Genomic DNA, 17,088 nt, shown 5'->3' on the forward strand with positions numbered 1-17,088 from the left:
TCGCGGGTAGATCTATTTCACGATTTCACTTCCAGAGTCTTCAAAAATTTAGGCGGGCTTCGGTGCTTGGTTGCCTGCTCGAAAGCAAAAGCCAATTTAATTAACGTGGCTTCCGACCAGGCACGGCCGAAGAACGATAATCCCACCGGAAGACCATAAACAAACCCGGCCGGAACCGTGATGCTGGGATAGCCAGCTACGGCCGCGGGAGTGGAACTGCCGCCGAGCCAACGATCGCCGTTCACCAGATCGGTCATGCAGGCCGGGCCCATAGTTGGTGCAATGATCGCATCCAGTTTGAATTTATCCATCAAGGCGTCAATGCCTTCCGTACGCATCAATTTGCGACAGCGGGCGAGAGCTTCAATGTACTCGTAGCTGTTGAGATCCCCGCGAGCTTCCGCCTTCTCGAATTGATCCTGGCCGAAGAATGGCATCTCTGTTTTGGCATTCTTGATGTTGAACTCTATCAGTTCGCGAAGGTTTTTAACGGGAGCTTTCGGTCCTAATTTCTCCAGATAAGCGTTGAGATCGGCCTTCAGCTCATAGGAAAGAACAATTGCTTCCGGATCGCCGACTTTATCGGAATTGGGCACATCCGCCGGATCGATCAACTTTGCACCGGCTTTTTGAAGCGACTCCAGCGCCTCTTTCATCACCGCTTCAGTTCCCTCGTGGAAATTGAAGAAATTTCGAGCAACCCCGAGCCGGACTCCTTTGAGACCGTTCAAATCGAAACATCCCGAAAGATTCAACTTCGCGGGTCGCTCCTTTATTGTCGTTGCGGCGTCCTCGCTATCGCTGGCTACCAGCGCTTCCAGTAGGATTGCCGCATCGCGAACAGTTCGAGCCATCGGCCCCGCGGTATCCTGCGAATGAGAAATGGGGATGATGCCCGATCGGCTGACAAGTCCCACAGTCGGTTTAATTCCGACGATGCCATTTGCCGCTGAGGGACTGACGATGGATCCATCGGTCTCGGTCCCCACAGCCACGACACAGAGGTTGGCCGCTACGGCCGCCCCTGAACCGGAACTTGAACCGCAGGGGTTGCGATCGAGACAGTAGGGATTTTTGGTCAAACCTCCGCGGCCGCTCCATCCACTGGTGGAATACGAGCAACGGATATTCGCCCACTCGCTCAAGTTGGTTTTGCCGAGAATGAGTGCACCGGCTTCCCTAAGTCGCTTCACCAGAAAGGCATCTTCCGGCTTCGAGCCCACCAGAGCGAGTGAGCCGGCGGTCGTTTGCATCCCGGTCGTGTCGATATTGTCCTTCAACAGGATCGGCACCCCGTGCATTCGTCCACGCGATTTGCCGGCTTTGAGTTCCCGATCCAGAGTTTCTGCCTGGGACAGAACTTCGGAATTCACTTCAATTACACTTTTGAGAGTAGGGCCTTTCCGGTCGATCTCTTCAATTCGGGCCAGGTATTTTTCCGCTAAGTTATGGACCGTCCACTTGCCCGTCTTCAATCCTTCCTGAATCTGATCGATAGTGACTTCATTGAATTCGAACGAAGTATCCCCTGTCACGTTCTGCGCGCTTGCGGCACCCTCGAGGGAAGCGCTCGACGCAATCGCTCCCAGAGCAATAAAACTCCTTCGAGTAAGTGATTGCGCCGATGAATTGGTATTTGACATGCGAGTAGCGACTCCGTTGCTGTTGACCCTAGATTCCATCGCCTGGGCAGATAATAGACTCGGAATATCCGATTCAACCGTCAGGCGTTCATTAACCCGAAGACTCTTAGAGTTAAGGTCTTACTTGGTGACCGCCGCATTTCTGGGATGGTACTATGCTTCCAGTCTAGGAAGTGCGGGTTCGGTAAAACGAATTCTGATTTTAATTTTAAATGCGGAATCGCGAGTGCTATGCGTTCAATTCTGAACATCCTGGCGTTGGTCATATTGTTGGGAATCATCGGCTGGCGGATGAGTGCCTTCTGGAATGATCCCGATGTACTCCCGCCCGATGATTTCGTGGAGTATTGGGCAGCTGGCAAGTTGAACTTGCACGGCGAGAACCCTTATGATCCGGAGTTGCTCTACCCTCTGGAACGATTTGAAGCCAACCGCAAGGACATGGACGAGTTCGGACCCACGCCGCGCGAACGGGCCGTCATGATGTGGAATCCGCCATGGACATTGACGATTGCCATGCCTCTGGGAATGCTTCCCGCTCGACTGGGACAGTTAGTCTGGATGTTGATCAACTTTGGCATCGTCGGAGGTTGTGCCTTCCTGCTGTGGCGATTGTATGGTGGACGATCAAATCATTGGTGGCTGGCTCTGGCACTCTCGTTCGTTTACATGCCGACGGTTTACTGCATCAGTTCCGGGCAGATCAGCGGTTGGATCTTGCTCGGGGCAACTCTATTTCTCTACTTCGAGCAGAAAAACTGGTGCTATCTCGCCGGGGCGGCCGGAGTGCTGATGGCCATTAAGCCGCATTTGGTATATCTCTTTTGGCCGGTGCTTCTGGGGTACAGTTTCTTCCATCCTCGCGGTTGGAAAATCATCGCCGGGGGCGTGGGTACGGGCATTGTTTTCACCTTGATACCACTGGCCTTGAATTCGCAAGTCCTCCATCAATATTTGGACGCGATGGGGAACCGGCCTCCCGAGCAATTCAAATCCCCGACGCTGGGCACTCTACTGCGGATTCCCTTCGAAGAGCCGACGGAATCGATCTATACCCCCTTGCAACGGAATTTCAAACTGCAGTTCGTACCGAATCTCCTTGGCCTCCTCTGGCTCTGTTATTTTGCCGCGCGACAAAAATCTCTAAACTGGAATTGGCGCGATAAGTTGCCTTTGGTGTTACTGGTGTCGTTCGTCACCGCGGCCTACGGGGCTTGGCCCTACGATCTGCTAATTCTCCTTTCGGCCGTGATCGAAATCGCGGCAGGCGTTGATCGCAATTCTAGCCGCAGAAACATCTTTCTTTCGGCTGGACTGTTTATCGCCATTACTCTGACCATGGCCCTCATGAGTGCCTTCAAAGCGTATTCTTTCTGGTTTTTCTGGGCCGGGCCGACGATATTGACAGCTTATCTGCTTTTACGTCGCATAATTTCCTCTTCGGCCCCCGTGTTGTCCCAGATCGATTGACCTAAATATGCGCAGATTTTTCAGTATCGAATCGCTTTTCTTTCTGGTGCTCTGGCTGGCCTTGATGATCGGGGGCCGGAGCCGTTTTTTACGCGATCCCGGCACCTTCTGGCATACCGTGACAGGTGAAAAGATCCTCGAAACACATAGTTTCATCGATCGCGATCCCTACACGTTCACCTTTGCAAACGATCCCTGGATTCCTTACCAGTGGCTTTCCGAAATTGGCATGGCGAAACTCAGCCAACTCGGAGGATTGGATTCTTTGCTGGTCACAGCGGTAGTTTTACTAGCCGCCCTTTTTGCCTGGCTTGGAGGGCGAGTGATTCGCCAAGGCGGCCTGCACCCGGCCGTGGCCGGGATGCTTCTGGCCTTCGCGATATTCGCCAGTTCCTCTCATTTTCACGTTCGGCCTCACTTATTCACGATGCTGGGAATGGCGATCACGTATTCGCTACTCTGCGCGGTAGAAGCTGGTCGGACTTCCGTGAAGAAGCTTTTGTGGCTGGTTCCCTTATTCCTGCTTTGGACCAACCTGCACGGCGGAATGTTGGGGGGATTGGCCACATTGATTCTGGCAACCGGGGGTTGGATCCTCTGGATTCCCCGGCTTCGCAAGCAATGGCCTATTTTGATTTTGGTCTGCATTTTCGGTGGGCTAACGATGTTTGCCACGCCTTACGGTTTGAGACTTGCCGACACCTGGCGGATTATCATGGCCTCTTCCGCTCTGCCACAGATAATCAAGGAGCACGCGCCGCCCGGTTGGGACGAATTACCGACGTGGGCCATCGTCGGCTTCGCCGCTATTTACCTATTCCTTTTGGCGGGAGTTCCCCGAAAGGAGATTCGGATTGTCTGGTTGCTGCCGCTAGTCTGGTTCTATCTCGGCATGTCGAGAGTTCGGCACGCGCCGCTTTTTTCGATCATAGGAATTCTAGCCATCGCGGATTTCTTTCCAAAAACCTACTGGGCCAAACGACTCGTGTCTCAGGGCAGTGACTGGTTTATGCCTCCGGCCGATGAGCCAAAAAAATCTTCCATGCTCTGGCTGGCGATTCCGCTTGTAGTCTGGATTCTCTGCTTGTCGGTGCAATCTCAGAAAGCGGATATTCCCGTAATTGGCAGCCATTGGGCTCAACTCGAGCCGACGCTCTGGCCGGTCGACCTGGAAGAAAATCTATCGAAGATTGAAAACGAGCATGCGGAGCCGGTGGATATCTTCAACGAATTCATACACGGCGGGTACCTGATTCAGTATCATCCGAAGATGCGAGTCTTCATCGACGATCGCTGCGAATTGTTCATCACCAGCCCGACCGATAATTTCCTGCTCGATTTCGTTCAAGGTGAGTACGACGACCCAGCCGGGCACATCGCCAAATGGGAAGCCCGCTTTGGAAAATTCCCTTATGCGATGCCTCGAACCGATTCCGGCTACGATCAATATTTTTCTCATAGCGATGCTTGGGTGTTGATTCAAAGGGGCCAGTCAGCTAGTTTGTATCGCAGAAAGTAATTTCTGAGCCTGACAGTTCTTTTCGGAGTGCTCGTCATGATACTTGGACTGAGAACCGCGACTTACCCCGTTCCGGATCTGGAAGCAGGCAAAGCCTTCTATTCGAAAGTTTTGGCCAAGGAGCCCTACTTCGACCAACCTTTCTACGTCGGCTATAACGTCGGCGGGTTTGAGCTAGGCTTAGTTCCGGATGGACAGCCCGGTTCCCAGGGCCCTACCATCTACTGGGGTGTCAAGGATGCTCCCTCAGCTATGCAAAAGCTGCTCTCTCTGGGTGCGACAATGTTGGAAGCTGTTCACGATGTGGGTGACGGTATTCGCGTAGGAACCGTCTTAGACCCCTTCGATAACAGCTTTGGGATTATCGAAAATCCGCATTTCGATGCGAAGCGAGTGAGCTAACAGGCGGTGACGGATTGGCTTTCGTTACTGGATTTGCATAGCCAATATTTGGATAAATTATGGATGATATGCTGAAAGAAGGTTCTGAGTTCGTCTCGAAAACGATACACACGAGCGGGAAGACGCCTCTGGAGCTATTCGGCGAGATGTTCGAGCACCTCGGCGCAGCATTCATACTGGGGGCGACCGTCGCGGGAATCGCTTATTTCTCTCATTATCGGGGCCGCGCGATCAAATCCAGCCTTCTGGCCATGCTGGTGATGATGTCGGTTCTGATCGCCATGGTCACCCTGGTAATCGGTAATAGTCTAGCTCGAGCATTCAGTCTCGCCGGCGTTCTGGCCATCATCCGTTTTCGAACTGTCATCGAAGACACTCGCGACACGGCTTTTGTCATCGCAGCCGTGGCCATGGGGTTAGCGGCCGGCGCCGGTTTCTACATCGTCGCCGTGGTGACTCTACCGTTTTTGTTTCTCACCACTTGGATTTTTCGCACGGGTCGCCCCCCCCGCCGAAACGGCGAAATCATCGAGATTCGTCAGCTCGCCAGCGAAGATCCCAAAAAGAGTTTGGAACCTTTGCTGGAGAAACATGCCCTGATGGTTCAACTGATTTCCATGGATCGCAATGGCAAAGGGACGCACATCGAATTGCAGTATGCACTGCGAATGCGGGAAACAGGCGAATCCATCAAGCTTCTGATGGGCGAGCTTCAAACGCTCAGCTTCATACAAAAAGTCAAATTGAAGCAGCGCAAAGACAATTAACTACTTCCCAGCGGAATATTCTCGAATCCGGACCTGCCGAAATGCCACCGGCCCGTGATCCATTTGCAGCATGAAAGGCCCCTTCGCCCTCTCTGCCTTGTTCCAGTTGCTCCCGGTGGGCGTTTTCATCTCCTGGTTTTCGTGGATCAACTGCTCGTTGAGGATCGCTTTCACGATCTTGGCATTGGCGATTTTCTTACCCTGGGCTTCGAATCGCGGAGCAAGAAATATCACCGTTAGCTTATTCCATTCCCCAGCCGGTTTCGCGGCGTTCACCCGGGGTGGGATGCCGTCGTCGATGTGGTGGTAGCTCGGCTTATCCTCCGCACGGGGGTAAATTCCCCCCATGGAATCTCCGGAGAGTTTCTTGCTGGCAAAGGTGTCGAGAATCTGAACCTCGTACCAACCGTGAAATTTGATACCACTGTTAGAACCTTTGGCAATCATAAACTCAACTTCGACTTCCAGATCACCGTACTCGTTGACGGTGTAAAGGTCGGGTGATCGCCCCTTGGTACCATTCACTAAAATCGCTCCTCGTCCGGTAGCGAGGATCGTCTTCATCGATTTTTCATCGAGTTGGACGGCTTCGGCCCAAAGATAATCCCCCTCCTTGGCCCGATTGGGCTTAAAGGCTTTGAGATTCGACTCTTTCAGCAAATCCAGCCAGGGTGTTTCCGCCGTTGCTGTAGTGGAAAGACCGAACAAGGTAAGAGCCCAAACCAGACCTAGGTTTTTCATGATGACGTCCTGAAGAATAACCAACCGGCCAAAACCGATTTTAATCCAAAATGCGATAATCAGCAAATCTCAACAGACTTGAGAAAAAATACCAACAATTTCTGGATAAAAACTGAACGCTTTACGACTTTAAGCGAAGAATGAAATGGGATAAAATATTGTTCTATTAGCCGAGTTGACTCGTCATATAGTCAACCGGGAAGCCTCCGATGAAAACTCTAGTCGTGGAACATGATTGGCAACATTGGTGGGACAACCGCCTGCGAGCCCTGGAAGAGGTCTTTGGACCGCAGGATGAGCAGGTCTTCCACTCCCTCATCCCCTTCGATGTAGGTGGTGTAGCTGATGTTTTGGTCTTCAAACACCATCTCGACGGCGTCGTTTACGTCACGGCGGATCTCATTGGATCGCAGGAACAGTTACCGACGGAAGTCGGCAACTACGAATTGATGATGTGCCATCGCGGCGAATCCGAAATCGGCCCCAATCTCATTTCCAAGCTGGCCGTTTACACGTGCGAGGATCGCTTGAAACCGGGCGATACGATGAATATCGAACGCGCCGCCCCCGTCGGCTCCACCGTGACCGCACTATTGTTTCTGAAATACGCAGACCTAACTGTGCTGGATCAGAAAGCGGGCGTCCTGTTATGTATGGGAATTACCAGCGACGAATTGGATTGGTGCCAACTGGGTCGGACGAACGAGTTAATTCGAGCTTTGAAAAAGCAAAAGGTCTACCCTTTTACAGAATGGCGGCGGAAATCGGTTCTCGCCGTTTGATTGAACTCATTTGACGGCATCAACAAAATCGCGAGCGTCCTGAATCTTCTTCCGGGCGTCTTTGCCTTCGAAGTTTTCTGGAATCGATTTCAAAACACTGTTTACAACATCACCGGTGGAATTCTTAACCGCGTACAGAGCCTTTTCATCCTGCGAGCCCGGAGCGATCGACTTCCGAGCGTTTTCGAGATTGGGAACCAAGCCCTGCAACAGCACAGTACCCAGATGGGTGACCAATTCTTTGAGCCGGGAAGTTTCCTGTCCGGCAGCGGCCAACTTGATCTCCTGTTGCATCTCTTTGAGAATTTCCTCGTAAGCCTTGGATTTGCTCAAGGCATCTCGGCTCCGGGAAATCTGCAGGCTGCCGTCGATCAACTTTTCGATCATGACCTGATTGCGTTCGAAAAGTTTCAATTGTTCATCCACGCGCGGCCTGGATTTCGGGCTTTGAGCGCCGGCCCAAAGACTCAAGCTCGCGAGAATCAACAGAGTAGCACTATACCGCATCATCAAGATTGCCCTGCCAAAATGCGGCTGATCCGTTCCGCTCCCATCTTTGCCGTCGAAGATAACTGTTTGAAAGAGGCAATAGCCGAAGGAGGCACCTCCGCGGAGAGTTCGAGAGCTTCATTACTTGTCTGAGTCAATTCGTCTTTCAGTTTCTTGAGCAGACGAACTTTATCTCCCTCATTCAATTCCGGAGCCTGCTCCAGAAGTCCGTTTTGAACGACTTTGGTATAGAGCCGGGCGAGAGCAACCAGGTTCTTCCCGGTTGGATCAACCTTGGCAATACTGTTCATCTGGCTGGCAAGTTGGCGAGCCATCTCCGCCAACGATTCCAGCTTTTTTTCCGGGTTGGTGGAATTCGCGGCAGCCAGAGTAACATTGCATTGAATGACCGAATCCAGAAGAGGGTCATTCGGCAGGGAGGCCACGGCCTGCGGACGAGTACTGAAAAGCCAGATTCCGCCGAAAATCGCAACGGAGGCCGCCAGGGCGGCCCAAGAGCCCCGATGGGACCGTTTCGCAGGGTTTGGTGTCGCCGGACTGAAGTCGAATGAGATTTCAGCGGGTTCCTGCAATTTTTGAATCAATTGCTCTTTTCGGCCCTGAGTTGGGGAAGGGACCTGCAACCGATTTAAGTTACGTTCGATCAATACGGCTTTGCGGTGCCAGAGCTGACATTTTTCGCAGCCGGCAAGGTGCGAGCGGAGATTGGAATCGAGGCGGGTCGGATCCAACAGCAGCAAGGCCGATTTCTGGAATTTCTTACAGTCCATAAGTCACTTCTCGGTTTTCGAGTTCTCCCGCTCTTCCTGCATCTGCACCAGTCTTTGTCGAGCTTTGAAAACTCGCCACCGGGCGGTCTCCTCCGGTACTCCCATCACTTCGCCAATCTCTTTGAAGGAGAGTTCTCCTTCCGCACGCAACATGATCGCCGCTCGAAAATCGGGTGCCAGTTTGGCGACATCGTTCAACAGACTTCTGAGATCATCCCTATCTTGAGCCCGTTGATCGGGCCCCGGCTCCCACTCGGAGAGTTCTTCCGGAAGCTCCGCTTTCTGCTTGCGGTTGACCCGCTGCAAATTGACCCAATTGTTATGGGCGATTCGGAAGATCCAAGCCCGGAAATTACTTCCCGCGGTGAATCGATCCAAACGGCTGAAGGCTTTCAGGAAAGTCTCTTGAGCCAGATCCTCCGCCGCGTGACTATCTCGCGTCACTTGCACCAGCCAACGGTATAAACGGTCCCAGTAGGTGTTGACCAGACTGGTGAAAGCGCTCTTATCCCCGGCTTGAGCAGCCAAGATCAGTCGAGTTTCCTCATTGGCAGCAGTCAGTGGCTCGCTGCTCACGCGCCCGTTGTCCTTCCAATACGGGGTCGGGCTAATCGGTACAGGCAAACAAACGGAAGTTCGCCGCTGTAACAACCATTTTCCACGATAACCCGCGTTGGATGCGCCTGTCCAGCGAAACCGCATTCGGTCCCTGGTCTACTGCACTTCCTGCCCATCAAACACATGCTATCGGAAATCCGTTGGCGCCCGATTCCTCAAATAAGTTTTCGAAATGCCCTTTTGATGTCCGACTTTCCGCACGATCGGGTAAAGACCGGAAAATTCCGCTCAAACATGAACTCATCTTTATTTTTTTGCCGGAGCAAAGGTGCCTTCGGGCAAACGTTCTGAACTAGCTTTGAATTCGGTGATTTCCGCTTCCTGAAACGGCTTGCCATCCTGAATGGTCTTTACCCGGCTGGCCATATGGAAGCCTCCAAAATCCTTGAACTGGCTGTAAAAAATTTCCACCTTCTTTTCCTTGCCGGAAACCTCATTTTTCTCGTTCATGAACGACTTCACAACCAGACCGGTTTTATCACTAAAAAACAGCAGCAGATCGGGATAGCCTTCGCGCGTCGCCTTGACAATTGTCGTCGGTTCGTCATCGATTTTGACGGTTCCAAGTTTGGAGAGACTGCATTCCTTGTCCAACAATGGCAGCAAGGTGTTGGCGACTTGTTTGTGGTAAAAGGAATTTCGGAAGCTGGCCACCTGCTCCTCACTCATCGGCTTCACTTCATTTCCCAGGATCGTCCATCCCTTCTTACCATCGACGATCCGGGCCGATTTCACCGTCTCCCCATTGACAATTCTCGTGCTATCCAGCCGAAATCGGCCGGGCAGCTCGCCGCGAAATTCCCCGCGAGATTGCTTATTCTGGAAGACGCCACTGGTCTTCCAGACACCAGATTTCAAGCTCGTGACCTTGTCCAGGCCGCCAATTTTCTCGATACCGGCCCGCACGATTTTTCGAGCTTCTTCTTCTCCCTGAGCGCAGCACAGAGAAACGGAAACCAATACAAAAAGCATGGCAATTAATCGCATGAAGGAATCCTGCCGTGAGATAAAAATCAGAGGTCTTTCAATATCTCCAATGAGGTTTATACAATTCCCACCCGGGACTTTGCCAGCAGTTTTCACCTTTTCTTCTTGCGAATGCGGTTACTGATCCCGTTTAATAGGATTCCTTGTGGCTCCGGGCCTTACTCTCTCCATAAATACTCCTTTAAAATTACCGTCATTGGAGATGTGCGTGTTCAAAGCTGTTCGTAAAAATCGCCAAGGGTTCACCCTGATCGAACTCCTCGTAGTAATTGCTATCATCGCTATCCTGATCGGTCTGCTACTCCCGGCCGTGCAGAAGGTGCGCGAAGCCGCGGCCCGGACGAAATGCTTCAACAACTTCAAGCAAATCGGACTCGCCACGATGATGTACACCGACACCTATGGCTATTACCCCCCGGCTTTCTCGAAAGCGCCAAATACGACAAACTGGGCCTGGTCGACTTGGATACTGCCCTACATCGAACAGGGAAACCTTTACACAAACCTGAACCCCACGGTGAATAATCTCTCCTTGAACAGCTTCACCACGATGCCTGTTCCCATCTACCTCTGCCCTTCCGATCCCAGCCCGACCATCAACAGTAATTACGGCGGATATGCGAAGAGCAATTACGTGGTGAGCGAACAGGTTTCGGATGGAGGGTCGGCGATTCTGATGAATTCCATCACCGACGGGACCAGCAATACCATCATGGCCGGCGAGCGCGATATGCAATTTCAGGTCGGGGCCACCTGGGCTGGCCGCGTCAGCAACTCCAACACCAACTTTAGCGGTGTTGCTTCGGTGATCGGTCGTCCCAACTGGCCCATCAACACGAAATACAACGTCGGGGCCGACGCCTCGACCTGCACCCGCTATGCGTGGTCCAGCCTCCATACCGGCGGGGCCAACTTTGTGTTCTGCGATGGATCCGTTCATTTCCTGCGCGACAGCCTCGCCAGCGATCCCGCCTACCATGGCGTCTGCGGGGCTTTAACGCCGCCGACCGGTTCCAGCTACACTTACACGCTGCAACTGCTCTACTTCAAGAACGATGGCTTCCCGCTCACCGATTATTAATTGCCGTGAAGAGCCCACTCGACTAAGAAATCATTACCTGGGAATCGCACCTGGAAACAGGACCGCGATTCCAATCCACAGGCCATTTTCGCACCTTCGCTTCGCCGAATATCCGGCATCGAGTTCCGGATAGCCATTTCCTAGAATATCCCGCAGTGAAACTTACTGCCAAAAACCAAGCGAACCCGCTTATGCGCTGGAAGCAATCCGAATATATGCTCAAAGGGATCTTTCTGGGCCTTCTGCTCTTCGTGGCACTGGAAGGTCTGGACTGGTCCCGAACCGGAATCGTCGCGGCCTGTCTGGCCGGCGGTCTGATCGTTGGAATTCTGGTCGCCATCGGCCGACATCTGAAAGACCTTCGACAGTTTCAAGGGAAGTTCGTTGCCTACGCCCTGTTTATCCTCCTGGAAAATCCACTATCGATCTACGCGGGCGTCATTCTGGGATTATTCGCCGGAGCCATCTGGGTTCGCAACCCCGAAGTGGATGAAACCGTTTTCTTCTACTGTGTCGGCGGCGGGGCCGCCATCGGTCTGGCACTCGGCGAACTGCGCAAAATCCATGACAATCTCACTCGATTCGTACTCGCGCTAGCGGTTGGAGCGGCCATTTTCGCTGGAGTCCTTTGGTGGCTCGATGAGGGGCATTTTGCCGAATCGGACGAAAAGCAGTTCATGCTGGGCATACTGCTTTTAATTGGTGTGCCTTTTTTCTACTTTCTGGTGTTCACCGGTATGGCCGAGGAGTCGGAAGTGGAAATTGCCGCGCTCTGCTCCGTGCTGGGAATTGGCATTCAGTTGATTCTGCAGACCTTTCCTCAAAAAGGTCCAATCAAGGTCGCCACCTTCGGCTTTCTGATTCCTCTCTTGATCTACAGCATCTACGCCATTCGCATTCTGCCCGGCTTGCGAGTCTTCAAGCATTCCCTTCGGGGCTACAGCTTCCTGGAACTGGGACAGATAAAACCCTCGATACTGAGCTTCCGCCGGGCACTCCAGCTCGACCCTAAAAACGAATTAGCGCGACGTGGCCTCTACCGGCTGCATCGCACCATCGATCCCGCTCAGCTTGCCAAGGATCCGGAAGCGTTGCAGCTTCTCGATCTCGAACTCTGCCTGGAACGGGTGGCTCATCTGTTGGTTTCCGGCAAAGCTCCCACGGCCGAGCAGCTTTCGGAAGTCCAGAAGCTCCTCGATTTGATCGAGAAGCATTCGACTGGAATGCAGGCTCAGGTCGATTACTACCGGGCCGTCGCAGCGTTGCATCAGAAGGAATATGACCAAGCCAGCGGTTTATTGACTCGCCTTCTCGATCCCGCTTCGTGGAAGAAACCCGATCCGAATCGGGATGCGATCCTCTTTGGCGCCTGGCAACTGGTACTGCTGGTTCATCCCGCGATGAAGGAGCGGGTCGGCCAGCCGCAACTTTCCCAGCCGGGACGAAGAGTCGAAGCCCTCCAGGCAGTCGAAAGAGAGTTGCAAGCCAACCCCAACGACGGGAATGCTCTTACGCTTCGTCAGTTGCTCTACGACGGCTTAACCGCAGCAGACTACGGCCCGATGGCCATTGATGGTCCTCTCGAGAATTTCGATTACGGCTACTGCGAACAACTCGGGCTGCCGCTGTTGGAAGATTCGGTTCGCTGGGAGCGCGGCATCGACTATACTCGTATCGCCCTGCACGGCCAGCCACTACGCTCCCCCTCGCTCTATCAAAGAATCATCGACACTTACGAGAAACAGAAATTGCCTTCAAAAGCTCAGGCCTATCGGGTACGCAGCAAGGATGCGGGCACGGAAATCGGGCCGAGTAATTTTCCACCCGCGGAACAGGAAATCTACTTCGCCCAGGTCAAGAAAATGGCCGATGAAGCGGCGGCAATTGAAGACTATGATTCCGCCATCGCTGCTTACAGCGTCTACAGCCACTACGAGAAGAGCGGAGTGGAAACTCTTCGACAACTCGCGGAAATGTACGAGAAAAAGAAGGATGTTCTCAACGCGCTGCGGGTGAACGAAAAGGCCTTAATCTACAAATCTTCCGACGCCGATCTCCTGGCCCGGAAAGATCGCTACTACTATTCGCTGGAGCCGGAAACACTTCGGAGTGTGTGGGAAAACGTCAAAACCTATTTCGATGTCAATTACTGTATCACAAAATCCCGGCAACTTCTGGATAGCAAATCGGCCGATCTCCTCGACTGGGCGCAGCATTTGATTCAACTGGCTCGAGTGGCCAAGCCCAAGGATCTCACCACCCTGGTGCAGGAAGCTCGTTGCTGTTTACGCAAGGGCGAACGGGAAAAAGGGCTGGCACTGCTCGAAGATGTTCGGGAAATGAAACCGAGCGGTTCGGAAGAATCTGACTGGTGGTACTTCACGGTGAAGCAACTCGGCAAGCTTTATCTGGAGGAGTATAACCGGCCCGATCTGGCGATTCCCTGTTTCAAGGAGTACCAGAGTGCTCCTAAAGCGGGCGCGGATACCATGTACGATCTGGGTCGGGCCTATGAAGCCAGCGGGCAATTGCCTCAGGCGGCGAAGTACTACGAAAACGTCACCGGCTACCCAGAGCATCCGCTACGTTGGGAAGCGGAAGAGGCGCTGCGCCGGGTCCGGAGTCAGCAGAACCCGAGCTAGTTTTGCGAATCCGGGTCAGAATGCGTTCCGCCTCTTTCGTGGCGGAATGTACCGCCCCGCTCATATAACCGTACAATTCCGGGTCGGTATGCTCGCCGACAAATCCTAATCGTTCCTCGCATTCCGGAGTTCCTGCCCACAAGCGCAGCGTCGTATATTGCCCCGGACGGAAGGCCGAATAACTGCCTCGGACATATTCATCTTCCGACCAGATATGCGACGAGTGCCGATGATTGAACAACTGGTCCTCGCTCATCTGAAACAGATGTACCGTCGCTTTGCGGCATTCGCGGGCGATGGTATCGATGGGTTGCTTTGCTTCGTGCCCAGCCACCAGAATCGTCAGAATGCTGTCTGTCCCGGTCTGCCCCACACTGGTGATCCAGGTATTTTGAAGGTAGGGGTTATCGGTTCGAAAACTTCCATTGGTAGGAAGGGGGAAACGGGGATTATTTCTCCAGGGCTCGCCGTTCATTCCCAGCATGATCTTGAGGATGTTGCCGTAGCCGATTTCCTGAATCGCCTGATATTTCCCGGGACTTAGGAAACCCCTTTCTTTAAGAATTTCCAGTCCCTCCACTTCGCGAAGCTTGGTGAACGGTAACGCCAGGACAACATAATCGAAATTCCGTGTCTTTCTCCTCTCGTTATGCCGCAATTCCACGTAGACCTTATGCCGGCCAGACGCTCCTTTATAGTCGATCTTCACCAGAGTATGCGCGGGAAAGAATTTCACCTTCTTCTGATTCAGAACAGCAAAAAGTGCCTCGATGAGTTTGGAATTTCCACCGCGAATACGTTGCGATTCGTCCTGTTTGGGGCCGTACACTTCGAACGGACGGCGTAGACCAGTGCCGATCTGCTGGATGAGCAGCATCGCACTTTGTTCGTTGGTCTCCGTGCCGAATTCCCCTTTGTAAGACATGCGAATACTTTCGATGACCCAGCTGGGAGCTTTTGTTTGATCCTGCGCTTTCAACAGGTAATCGTCGATAGTCAGTGCGTCCAACTGCTTGGCGTAGGCCGGGTTGACCCGGGCCTTCCGACGATCGCGGCCGATGTAACGGGCCAGTTGAACATATTCCCCTTCGGTTACATTTTTTTCGCGGTTGAAGTTGAGAAAATCGCGCGGCCCGTAGAACTGTCCGCCGAAGTAAAAGAGTTCGTCGCCAATGCGTTTCTTGGTTATGTCCTGCACATCGAGTTTGAGTTCGTGGGCGAGTTTGCGAATATCGTGGTGCGTGCTGTCGATCCACTCGCCCCCTTTTTCGCAATACTGCTTCTGATACTTGAAGGCTTCGTAGTCGGTGAGAATGCGGCCGCCAATTCTCGGAGAAGCTTCGTAGAGCGTTATTTTCAAGCCGGCAAGTGCAAGTTTGTAGGCGACGGTCAGACCCGCCACTCCCGCCCCGATGACGGCGACGGAGGGAACTGATGGAACAGTTTTGTCTTTGAGTTCGTGCGATGCGGAGTCAGGGTTTGACGGGTTATCCATGAGAGTGTCAGGTGTTCCATATCCGGTTTGGAATTGTTTTAGAGAACCTCTTTCGAAACTGCGTTATTCCATAGAAAATTTGATAATCATTTTGCGCGAATTAAATTCCGCCTGGGCTATCATCGCTGGAGCTGGGAATGAGTTGGCTATTACGTAAGCGGTTTCTGAAATGGTTCTTAATCACTCTCTTCGTTGTCCTCGCATCAACCGCTTTTGAGATTTTCTACAGCCGACACGTTATTTTCAAGGAATCTCAAGCCGCTTACGATGAGATAACAAAGCACCTCGATGAGACAGATCCGGGCTGGCGCTGGGAGGATCTGCTGGCTGCTAGAAAAGATGTGCCTGATGAAAAGAACTGCTACACGTTACAGAAAGAAATTATGGCGATTTATCCCCGCAAATTCGATGTAGCGAAAGGGTTTGCTCGCGATAATTTTGATTTGGAGAATGGATTAGTTGATCACCATGCTCCAGAACCTGAGAGATATCGCACTCTTCCCGCTCCGCTACCCTTTGAAGTACTGGACTGGGCAGGTGGTTATCTAGGGAACAGAGAAAAAGCAATTCAGTTGGCTCGGGCTATGGCAGATCGCCCAGAGGGACGACATCCGATTCAATACAATTATGATCTGCTGGAGACTAATATTCAAACAGTGTCAGACACTCGAGCTATCAATTTTTTTCTGGAATGGGATGTTCGTATTCAAGTTCACAACCGGCGTTTCGAATTGGCCGTTCGAGACATGAAGGCAATTCACAACCTTGCAAGATCTAATGAACAAGACCCCCTTATAATCTGTATGCTAATTCGATTAGCATTGAATGTGCGACAGGCTCAACTAACACAGGAAATCCTTGCGGAAGCTACTTCCAAAGACGCCGATTTACGAACTATTCAGAATCTCTTCGAGGAAGATCTGACAGAAAACATTTTTGCTCAGGCTCTCCGATTTGAGCGCGGCTTTATTTGGACTATGCTACGCAGAATTGCTGAGCAGGATGAGTCCGCGAACAATAGGATCAAGAGCCTGCCTCTTGAAGGATTCGCGGGCTTAAACTATCGCCCCTATTCGCTCGGTGATCAGGCTCGGCTACTAGAAGTCTTCGAAAATTGCCTCGACATTAGCAACTTACCCATCGATCTGGTATTTGATAATGCGAATAAATACTCTGAATGGTTTGACTCCGTAGTAACAAAAAAAACGGATTACAATAGAATGCGATTCCTACTGACTCGGGTATATGCCCCGAACTTCAAAAGATTGGCGTTCGCCTATTTACGCTGGATAGCTCAACTCCGAACCGCAATCATAGGCGTCGCGTGCGAACGATACCGGCTTACCAAAGGTAAATGGCCGGAAAATCTGGATGATTTGGTTCCACAATTCCTGTCTGAATCCTTCGAAGATCCTTTTACAGGCCAGCCAATGGTTTACAAAAAAGTGGTTGATGGAATTATCCTCTACAGTGTGGGCGAGAATCAAATAGATGACGGTGGAGATGTACTGCCCAAAGTGGAGAAAAAACTTTCGGATCCTAGCCCGGAAAACGCAAATGTTATTAATCCCACCGATATCGGCTTCCGCCTCTGGAATCCGGAACTTCGAGGGAAGGCGCCTTCCAAGTAAGGGCCAATTCTTCCAAATCAGGAGCCATTT

Annotated in this window: 15 protein-coding genes; 8 read left to right on the forward strand and 7 right to left on the reverse strand. The window is 52.2% G+C overall.

Annotated features, from left to right (window positions below; translation table 11 throughout):
• Positions 1–17 precede the first annotated feature (17 nt).
• Entirely contained in the window at positions 18–1,643 is a 1,626-nt protein-coding gene (locus KIH39_RS12085; RefSeq protein ID WP_213499763.1) for an amidase, read from the reverse strand.
• A 231-nt stretch (positions 1,644–1,874) separates the two neighbouring features.
• Here KIH39_RS12085 and KIH39_RS12090 point away from each other — a divergent pair, with 231 nt between their 5' ends.
• From KIH39_RS12090 to KIH39_RS12105, 4 genes are read left to right on the forward strand one after another with little or no spacing between them, the layout of a single operon-like run.
• The gene (locus tag KIH39_RS12090; RefSeq protein ID WP_213499764.1) at positions 1,875–3,113 is read left to right on the forward strand and encodes a glycosyltransferase family 87 protein; all 1,239 of its coding nucleotides are present in this window, start codon (positions 1,875–1,877) and stop codon (positions 3,111–3,113) included.
• Positions 3,114–3,120: 7 nt separating this feature from the next.
• Positions 3,121–4,632: a hypothetical protein gene (locus tag KIH39_RS12095; protein ID WP_213499765.1), complete on the forward strand. Its 1,512-nt coding sequence runs from the start codon at positions 3,121–3,123 to the stop codon at positions 4,630–4,632.
• A 36-nt stretch (positions 4,633–4,668) separates the two neighbouring features.
• Complete coding sequence (locus KIH39_RS12100) at positions 4,669–5,034, forward strand: VOC family protein (RefSeq protein ID WP_213499766.1); 366 nt, start codon at positions 4,669–4,671, stop codon at positions 5,032–5,034.
• Between the two features lie 59 nt (positions 5,035–5,093).
• Positions 5,094–5,801 (forward strand): DUF4956 domain-containing protein, encoded by a 708-nt coding sequence (locus KIH39_RS12105; RefSeq protein ID WP_213499767.1) that lies wholly within the window; start codon positions 5,094–5,096, stop codon positions 5,799–5,801.
• Here KIH39_RS12105 and KIH39_RS12110 read toward each other — a convergent pair whose 3' ends face one another.
• Positions 5,802–6,542, reverse strand: coding sequence for a 3-keto-disaccharide hydrolase (locus KIH39_RS12110; RefSeq protein ID WP_213499768.1), 741 nt, complete (start codon positions 6,540–6,542; stop codon positions 5,802–5,804).
• A 209-nt stretch (positions 6,543–6,751) separates the two neighbouring features.
• On the opposite strand from KIH39_RS12110, the gene KIH39_RS12115 reads away from it, so the two are divergent.
• The gene (locus KIH39_RS12115; protein ID WP_213499769.1) at positions 6,752–7,324 is read left to right on the forward strand and encodes a suppressor of fused domain protein; all 573 of its coding nucleotides are present in this window, start codon (positions 6,752–6,754) and stop codon (positions 7,322–7,324) included.
• A gap of 6 nt (positions 7,325–7,330) precedes the next feature.
• Here the strand turns inward: KIH39_RS12115 and KIH39_RS12120 are convergent, their stop codons facing one another.
• From KIH39_RS12120 to KIH39_RS12135, 4 genes are all read right to left on the reverse strand, one after another.
• Positions 7,331–7,834 carry a hypothetical protein gene (locus tag KIH39_RS12120; protein WP_213499770.1) on the reverse strand — a complete coding sequence of 168 codons (504 nt, stop codon included), beginning with the start codon at positions 7,832–7,834 and terminating at the stop codon, positions 7,331–7,333.
• The gene (locus KIH39_RS12125) at positions 7,834–8,604 is read right to left on the reverse strand and encodes a hypothetical protein (protein ID WP_213499772.1); all 771 of its coding nucleotides are present in this window, start codon (positions 8,602–8,604) and stop codon (positions 7,834–7,836) included. Before KIH39_RS12125 ends, KIH39_RS12120 begins: the two co-directional genes overlap by 1 nt.
• Before the next feature lie 3 nt (positions 8,605–8,607).
• Positions 8,608–9,180, reverse strand: a complete 573-nt coding sequence (locus KIH39_RS12130) for an RNA polymerase sigma factor (protein WP_213499774.1) — start codon at positions 9,178–9,180, stop codon at positions 8,608–8,610.
• A 288-nt stretch (positions 9,181–9,468) separates the two neighbouring features.
• The gene (locus tag KIH39_RS12135) at positions 9,469–10,209 is read right to left on the reverse strand and encodes a hypothetical protein (RefSeq protein WP_213499776.1); all 741 of its coding nucleotides are present in this window, start codon (positions 10,207–10,209) and stop codon (positions 9,469–9,471) included.
• 208 nt (positions 10,210–10,417) lie between these two features.
• On the opposite strand from KIH39_RS12135, the gene KIH39_RS12140 reads away from it, so the two are divergent.
• Both KIH39_RS12140 and KIH39_RS12145 read left to right on the forward strand, forming a co-directional pair.
• Positions 10,418–11,290 carry a DUF1559 domain-containing protein gene (locus tag KIH39_RS12140; protein WP_246539672.1) on the forward strand — a complete coding sequence of 291 codons (873 nt, stop codon included), beginning with the start codon at positions 10,418–10,420 and terminating at the stop codon, positions 11,288–11,290.
• A 191-nt stretch (positions 11,291–11,481) separates the two neighbouring features.
• Positions 11,482–13,932, forward strand: coding sequence for an ABC-2 transporter permease (locus KIH39_RS12145; protein WP_213499778.1), 2,451 nt, complete (start codon positions 11,482–11,484; stop codon positions 13,930–13,932).
• Here the strand turns inward: KIH39_RS12145 and KIH39_RS12150 are convergent.
• Positions 13,850–15,427, reverse strand: a complete 1,578-nt coding sequence (locus KIH39_RS12150; protein ID WP_213499780.1) for a flavin monoamine oxidase family protein — start codon at positions 15,425–15,427, stop codon at positions 13,850–13,852. The two genes, KIH39_RS12145 and KIH39_RS12150, sit on opposite strands and share 83 nt — an antisense overlap.
• 137 nt (positions 15,428–15,564) lie before the next feature.
• On the opposite strand from KIH39_RS12150, the gene KIH39_RS12155 reads away from it, so the two are divergent.
• Positions 15,565–17,058, forward strand: coding sequence for a hypothetical protein (locus tag KIH39_RS12155; protein WP_213499782.1), 1,494 nt, complete (start codon positions 15,565–15,567; stop codon positions 17,056–17,058).
• Positions 17,059–17,088: the final 30 nt, after the last annotated feature.

Origin of the sequence: Telmatocola sphagniphila (assembly GCF_018398935.1) — a bacterium.
Lineage (GTDB): Bacteria > Planctomycetota > Planctomycetia > Gemmatales > Gemmataceae > Telmatocola > Telmatocola sphagniphila.